Source organism: Methylobacterium sp. CCH5-D2 (assembly GCF_001556475.1).
Lineage (GTDB): Bacteria > Pseudomonadota > Alphaproteobacteria > Rhizobiales > Beijerinckiaceae > Methylobacterium > Methylobacterium hispanicum.
This window is the reverse complement of sequence record NZ_LSIX01001142.1, coordinates 1-6,518: the sequence shown is the minus strand read 5'-3', so window position 1 is coordinate 6,518 and position 6,518 is coordinate 1. Positions and strand designations below refer to the sequence as shown.

General features: G+C 72.5%; 4 protein-coding genes and 2 pseudogenes. 3 read left to right on the top strand and 3 right to left on the bottom strand.

Annotated features, from left to right (window positions below; translation table 11 throughout):
* Positions 1-198 (top strand): annotated as a pseudogene (locus AX737_RS35065) (secretion protein HlyD); the annotation flags it as partial.
* Positions 199-235: 37 nt separating this feature from the next.
* On the top strand, positions 236-2,386 hold the full coding sequence (locus AX737_RS31070; RefSeq protein ID WP_066928012.1) for a peptidase domain-containing ABC transporter: 2,151 nt from the start codon (positions 236-238) through the stop codon (positions 2,384-2,386).
* A gap of 132 nt (positions 2,387-2,518) precedes the next feature.
* On the opposite strand, the gene AX737_RS31065 is transcribed toward AX737_RS31070, so the two are convergent.
* The 3 genes from AX737_RS31065 to AX737_RS31055 form a co-directional block, all read right to left on the bottom strand.
* Positions 2,519-4,063: a TolC family protein gene (locus tag AX737_RS31065; RefSeq protein WP_066928010.1), complete on the bottom strand. Its 1,545-nt coding sequence runs from the start codon at positions 4,061-4,063 to the stop codon at positions 2,519-2,521.
* Positions 4,064-4,347: 284 nt separating this feature from the next.
* Positions 4,348-5,226, bottom strand: coding sequence for an SDR family oxidoreductase (locus tag AX737_RS31060; RefSeq protein ID WP_066928008.1), 879 nt, complete (start codon positions 5,224-5,226; stop codon positions 4,348-4,350).
* 215 nt (positions 5,227-5,441) lie between these two features.
* Positions 5,442-6,227 (bottom strand): glutathione S-transferase family protein, encoded by a 786-nt coding sequence (locus AX737_RS31055; RefSeq protein ID WP_066928007.1) that lies wholly within the window; start codon positions 6,225-6,227, stop codon positions 5,442-5,444.
* A 14-nt stretch (positions 6,228-6,241) separates the two neighbouring features.
* Here AX737_RS31055 and AX737_RS31050 point away from each other — a divergent pair.
* A pseudogene (locus AX737_RS31050) lies at positions 6,242-6,518 on the top strand (hypothetical protein); the annotation flags it as partial.

The window sequence follows — 6,518 nt, the reverse complement described above, 5'->3', positions numbered from 1 at the left end:
GTGTTCGACCCGACCTCGCTCACCCGCCAATCGACCTACCGGATCGACGTGCGGCCCGACGCGCGCACGATCCGGGCCTACGGCGTGGACGAGCCGATCCGCGTCGGCTCGACGCTGTCGGCCGACATCGTGGTCGAGAAGCGGCGGCTGATCGACTGGATGCTGGACCCGATCCGCGCCATGCGCGGCCGCGGCTGACCCCTCACCACCTGCCAGGAACCGGAACGAGGCTCGGATGAGCGAGTGGCTGAAGGGCTTGGGCCCCGGACGGCGGCGCGTGCGCTCGCTGGTCCAGAGCGAGGCCAACGAGTGCGGGCTGACCTGCCTCGCCATGGTGGCGAACTACCACCGGCACGACATCGACCTCGCCTACCTGCGCGCGCTCTTTCCCCTCTCCCGCACCGGCATGTCGCTCGCCGACATCGTGGAGCTCGCCGACACGCTGGGCCTGGATGCCGGCGGCTACGCGCTCACGAACATCGACGAGCTGAAGGGCGTCCAGCTGCCCGCGATCCTGCACTGGAAGGGCAACCACTTCGTGGTGCTCGAATCGGTCCGGGGCGGGCGCTACCGGGTGCACGACCCGGAATTCGGCCCGCGCCTCTACGAGCGCGCCGACATGGAGCAGCTGTTCTCGGGCGTGGTGCTGGAATTCGCGCCCCGGATGGACCTCGAACGGGTCCGCGCCGAGAAGAAGCTGACCTTCCGCGCGGTGTTCCGCGCGACGAGCGGGCTCGGCAGCACGGTCTGGCAGATCAGCCTCGTCACGGTGGCGATCGCGCTCCTCGGCCTCGCCATGCCGGTCCTCCTGCAGATCGCCCTCGACGTGGTGATCCCGCAGGTCGATCTCGACCTGCTCCACGTGCTGGCGATCGGCCTCGTCCTGCTGATGGGCTTCGAGGCGATCGGGCGCTGGCTGCGGGACTACGTGACGCTCAGGGCCTCGACGCTGCTCCAGCTCCAGTTCACCCGCAACGTCGTCGGCCACGCCTTCCGGCTGCCGCTGAACTACTTCGAGCTGCGCCACCCCGGCGACTTCGTGGCCCGGGTCGACTCGATCGAGCACGTCAAGGCGTTCCTCGTCGGCGGCCTCGTCACGGCGTTTGCCGACAGCGCCACCTCGATCCTGATCATCGGGCTGATGCTCTACTACGCGCCCGCCATGGCGGTGGTGACCATGCTCACCCTGGTCGCGGTGATCGGGATGCGCTTCCTCACCTTCCCGAAGCTCAACCAGGCGACCTTCGGCTCGCTGGAGGCGCGCTCGGAGGAGCGGGCCCGCCTCCTCGACGGCCTGCGCCGGGTCGACAGCCTGAAGGCGCATAACGGCACCGAACGCTTCGCGATGCGCTGGTTCGAGAGCTTCTCGCGCTTCGCCAACCTCGACTTCCGGGCGCGCAAGGCCGAGATCGACGCCGAACTGTTCATGCACGTCGTCATCGTGCTGAGCACGGTCGCGACCCTCTACATGGGCATCGTCGGCGTGATCGCGAACACGCTGACGATCGGCACGCTCTACGCCTTCTTCGCCCTGCGCTCCGAGTTCTTCGCGCGCGTCAACCTGCTCACCAGCAACCTGATGCACCTCTCGGCGATGCGGGTGCACTTCCAGCGCCTCGACGACGTGCTCGGCCAGGAGCCGGAGGCGGGCCTGCAGGACGCGACCTTCCACCGGACGCTCAACCGCGAGGTCCGCCTGGAGGACGTGACGGTGCAGTTCGGTCGGGCCGACGAACCGATCCTGCGCGCGGTGAACCTGAGCATCGATCTCGGCGCGCACGAGACCGTGGCGATCGTCGGCGTGTCGGGCTCGGGCAAGTCCTCGCTGATGAAGATCCTGGCGAGCCTGCACGAGCCGGCGGAAGGCCGCGTCATGGTGGACGGCAGCCCGCTCGCCCAGTTCGGCAAGCGCGAGTACCGCAGCAACCTCGGCGTGGTCTTCGCCGACGACGGCCTGTTCGCCGGCACGGTCGCCGACAACCTCGCGCTGTTCGACCCGGCCGTCTCGCGGGCCGAGATGGAGGCGGCGCTCGTCTGCGTCGGTCTGCGCGACGAGATCGAGCGCCTGCCGCAGGGCTACGCCACCCAGGTCTCGGAAGAGGGCGGCCTGCTCTCGACCGGCCAGCGCCGCCGGCTGCTCCTCGCCCGCGCGCTCTGCCGCCGCCCGCGCCTGCTGCTCCTCGACGAGGTCACGGCCAACCTCGACCCGACCACCGAGGCGGCGCTCGTCGAGAGCCTGAAGCGGGTCCGGGCCGCCAAGGTCTTCATCACCCACAGCGAGCGCATGCTCGATCAGGTCGATCGCGTCCTGCGCATCGAGGGCGGCCGCCTCGTCGAGGACGACTGGGCGCCGGGCGCGGGGCGCAGGATCCCGGCGCGGGCGTGAGACGGCCCCCGGTCGATCGGTTCGGCTGGTCGGGGTGAACGCGCGCCGCGCCCCCTCTCCCCTACGGGAGAGGGGACCCGCGCTTCCTCCCGAGACGACGCGTCGAACCGAACGCTTCGACCGGACACGGTATCACCGGGTCAGCACCACCCATCCGGTGCGCCCGTGGGAGGCGAGGCCGAAGCGGGCCGGGGCCGGCTCGCCGATCGAGCCGCGCAGGGCGGGCACACCCGGTTCCGGCCGGGCGCCCCCGGCGCGGGCGGCGCGCCTCACCGGGCCGGCCTCGCCGCCGCGACGCAGCGCGGCGGTCGTCAGCGGGTCGCGCACGGCGGCGAGCGTCTCGAAGCGGCGGTCCGCCGGCACGCTCTGGCCGACGTCGAGGAGGTTCGCGGCGGCCGAGAGCTGCAGGCTCAGCGCGTCGCGCTCGGTCGTCACGATCGCGGTCGCGACCTCCGCGTCGGCGAGTTCCGCCCGCAGGTTCAGCTCGTCCAGAACGGTGCGGAAACCCGCGCCGCGCTCCACCTCGAAGCCCCGGATCGTCGCCCGCAGGAAGGTGACACGCTCGGTCAGGCGCCGGACCTGATCGGTCACCGCCACCCGCCGGGCGAAGGCGGTGCGGGCCGCGGTCAGCGTCGCCAGCTCCTGGTCCTGCACCTCGTAGCCGCGCTGGCGCGCGAGCGCCGATGCCTCGGCGATCCTCGGGAAGGCGCCGGGCTGGTAGAGGGGCACGCGCGCGATCACCCGGGCGGTGGTGTCGGTGATGCGGTCGAGGGTGGGGCTGTAGCCGAAGGTCGAGCCGTGGCTGACCTGGAGGTTCACCTGCGGCAGCACCGCGCCCACCGTCGCGCTCGCCTGGAAGGCGGCCGACTTCGCGTCGAGGCGGGCGGCGGCGAGCCCCGGATTGGCCGCGCGCACCAGTTCGGCATAGGCCAGCTCGTCGCGCGGCAGCCGGTCGGGGAAGCGCGGCGGCACCATCCGCTCGGGCTCGATCTGCGTGACGCGCTTGAAGCCGAGGCGGGCGGCGGCCAGTTCCGCCTGGGCCCGGTCGCGGGCGGCCTCGGCCGCCTGCACGCGGGACTCGGTCAGCGCCACGTCGGTGCGGGTCGCGTCGTTGACCTCGAACTGCCGCGCGGTCGCGTCGCGGATGCGCAGGATCGCGCCGATCTGCGCCTCGCGGGCGGCGAGGATCCGGACGTCGCGCAGCACCGTGATGTAGGCGACCGCCGTGTCGAGCAGCACCTGCTGGCGCTGGCCGAGGGTGATGAAGCGGCCGGCATCGGTCAGCGCCTCGGCCGAGCGCAGGGTGTGCAGGCGCCCGAAGCCGTCGAACAGGGGCAGGTCGGCGGTGATGCCGTACTGGCGGGGGGCCGCGCGGGGCGTCGAATCGATGCCGATCTGGGTCGGCTCGATGCGCGGGCCGTAGGTGAAGCGGCTGGAGAGCGGCTTGTCGCCGAGGAGCGACACCGTCGGCATGAAGGCGTCGAGCGCGCCGCGCTCGCGCGCCTCCGCGCCCTCCTGCCGCGCCCGGTCGGCGCGCAGGACGAAGCTGTTCTCCAGCGCCGCAGCGGCGGCCTGATCGAGGGTCTGGGCCTGCGCGGGCGCGCCGTGGAGGGCCGCGGCGAGGACGACGAGCAGCGCGCGCTCACCGGTCCGTGCTGTGATGGTGCGACCCGACATCCCTCGTCCCATGGCGCGAAGCCTGAAGACCGCTCGGGACCCGGCGGGCGCCGGTCCGCGAACGTGACCGCCATTCATCCGGGATTAGGCTTAATGAATCGCTCTCGCCGCCCGGATCCGGACAGTCGATCCGGGCAGATCCGGAACCTGGGAGGGATTTTTCTCTACATTCGCGCCAAGGTTGCATATGGATGCTGCAGATCCGGGCGCGCGTCAGGTATTGGGGGGCCGGACGAGCCTCTCCCGCCCGCGCCGGGCGGGTCCTGGCCGTCCGGCCGGGCCGCTCAGAGCACGGGCATCGCGCCCGCGACCGTGACGAGGGCGCCCGAGGTGTAGCTGCTCTCGTCCGCCGCGAGCATCACGTAGGCCGAGGCGAGTTCGGCCGGCTGCCCGGGGCGACCGAACGGGACCTGGCTGCCGAAATTCTTCACGGAATCCTCCTCCATCCCCGAGGGGATGAACGGCGTCCAGATCGGGCCCGGCAGCACGCCGTTCACCCGGACGCCCTTCGGGGCCAGGAGCTGCGCGAGGCTGAGCACGAGGTTGCTCAGCGCGCCCTTGGTGGCGCTGTAGGCGAGCAGCGATGGCATCGGGTGCTTCGAGTTGACCGACGAGGTGAAGATCACCGAGGCGCCGGGCTTCAGATGGCCGGCTGCCGCCTTGGTCACGTAGAAGGCCCCGAAGACGTTCGTGCGGAAATGGTCCTCGAACACCGCGTCCTCGATCCCGTCGAGATCCTGGTTCGGCTGCTGGAAGGCGCCGTTGTTTACCACCACGTCGAGGCGGCCGAACGTCTCGGCGGTGCGGGACACGATCTCGCGGGCGTAGGCCGCGTCCTTGAGGTCGCCCGGCAGCAGCAGGGCGCGCCGTCCGGCCCGCTCGATCCAGGCGCCGACCGCCTCGGCGTCCGCCTGCTCCTCGGGCAGGTAGGACAGGGCGACGTCGGCCCCCTCGCGCGCGTACGCGATGGCGACCGCCCGGCCGATGCCCGAATCGCCGCCGGTGATCAGCGCAGCCTTGCCGGCGAGCTTGCCCGAACCCCGGTAGCTCTCCTCGCCGTGGTCCGGCTCCGGCGCCATCCGGCCGGTCTTGCCGGGGAAGCTCTGCGGCTGGCCCTCGAAGGGCGGGCGCGGGTACTTGGTCAGCGGGTTGCTGTCGGTCATCGGTCGCTCCGGATGATTTGGAGGGCCAACCGGGCGCGCCGCCGGGCGTTCCGCGGCGGGGTGGGCGTCGCGATGCCGCGAACGTCGCCGGCGCCGCCCGCCGGGACGCCCCTAGAGCCGCTCCCGATCGCGTTACGCTCGGGAACGGCTCCGACCTCTCGTCCCGACGCGCTCTCATGCGCCGGACCGGCGTCCACTTCGGCGCTGAGAGCGCTCTATTCGCCGTGCGGCCAGGAGAAGCGGATGTTGTCCTCGCGCAGACCCGCCAGCACCACCGCGACGCCGCCGGACCTGACCATCCATTCGAGCCGGTGGTCGCGGTACGCCCGGCGGCGCCCGCCCGTCGTGTAGTGCTCCGAGGCCGCCGCCATCTGCGCGGCGGCGGCGTCGAACTCCGCGAAGGTCGCGGCGACGGCGGGGCGTTCGCACAGGCGCGCGTGCCAGCGCGCGAGCGGGCTGCCCGCGTCCGGCCCGAGGCCGTAATGGACCGAGCGGTTGACCATCGGGGCCGCAGCGGCGTCGGCCCAGCCGAAACGCGCGCCGCCGAACCAGTCCGCCTCGCCGAGCCGCTCCGTCAGCCAGGCCTGAAGCTCCGCGGTCTGGCGGGCGGCCCGCGCCTTCAGCCGGCCGGCGAGGTCCCCGGTGGCGCGGCGGAACCAGAGCACCTCGCCGAAGCCCCAGTTCACGGCCTCGTACTGCGTGTCGCAGACCTCCTCGGTCAGGCGCGCCCGGGCGCGGGCGGCGGGCGCGCGCGGCAGCAGCGGCGGCTCCGGCCAGCGTTCCTCGATGTATTCGAGGATCACGGTCGATTCGAAGAGCGTGACGTCCCCGTCGATGAGGACCGGGACCTCGGCCCGTGGGTTGGCCTGCCCGAGGGGCCCGCCGCGGTGCCCCGTGCCGAAATCCGCGGGGCGTTCCGCGGTGAAGTCCAGGCCCTTCTCCCGCAGCGCGATCTTCACCTTCTGCGCGTAGGACGAGAGCGGGTGCTCGTAGAGCAGCATGGTCGGACTCCGCCATGGGGATCGGTGCCGTCATCGGCGCGCCCGCGGCGGAAGTCGAGCCCGGCGGCGTGACACGGATCGGTGATGCGGGGGAGCGTGCGGTGGATCTGGACCCGGAGGCTGCGGCTTTCCTCGAGCGCATCGCGCGGCGGCGCACCCCGCCGATGAGCGCGCTGGCGGTCTCCGAGGCCCGCGCGATGTACCGGCGCCAGAGCCGGCATTTCGGCGGCCCCGCGGTCGAGATGGCGTCGGTCGCGGACATTCCGGCGGCGGGTCCGGCCGGCCCGATCC

Bases quoted from the DNA above. Each gene is read 5' to 3' on its own strand.
- AX737_RS31055 (WP_066928007.1), bottom strand. From the start codon at position 6,227: ATGCTGCTCTACGAGCACCCGCTCTCGTCCTACGCGCAGAAGGTGAAG.
- AX737_RS31060 (WP_066928008.1), bottom strand. From the start codon at position 5,226: ATGACCGACAGCAACCCGCTGACCAAGTACCCGCGCCCGCCCTTCGAG.
- AX737_RS31070 (WP_066928012.1), top strand. From the start codon at position 236: ATGAGCGAGTGGCTGAAGGGCTTGGGCCCCGGACGGCGGCGCGTGCGC.
- AX737_RS31065 (WP_066928010.1), bottom strand. From the start codon at position 4,063: ATGTCGGGTCGCACCATCACAGCACGGACCGGTGAGCGCGCGCTGCTC.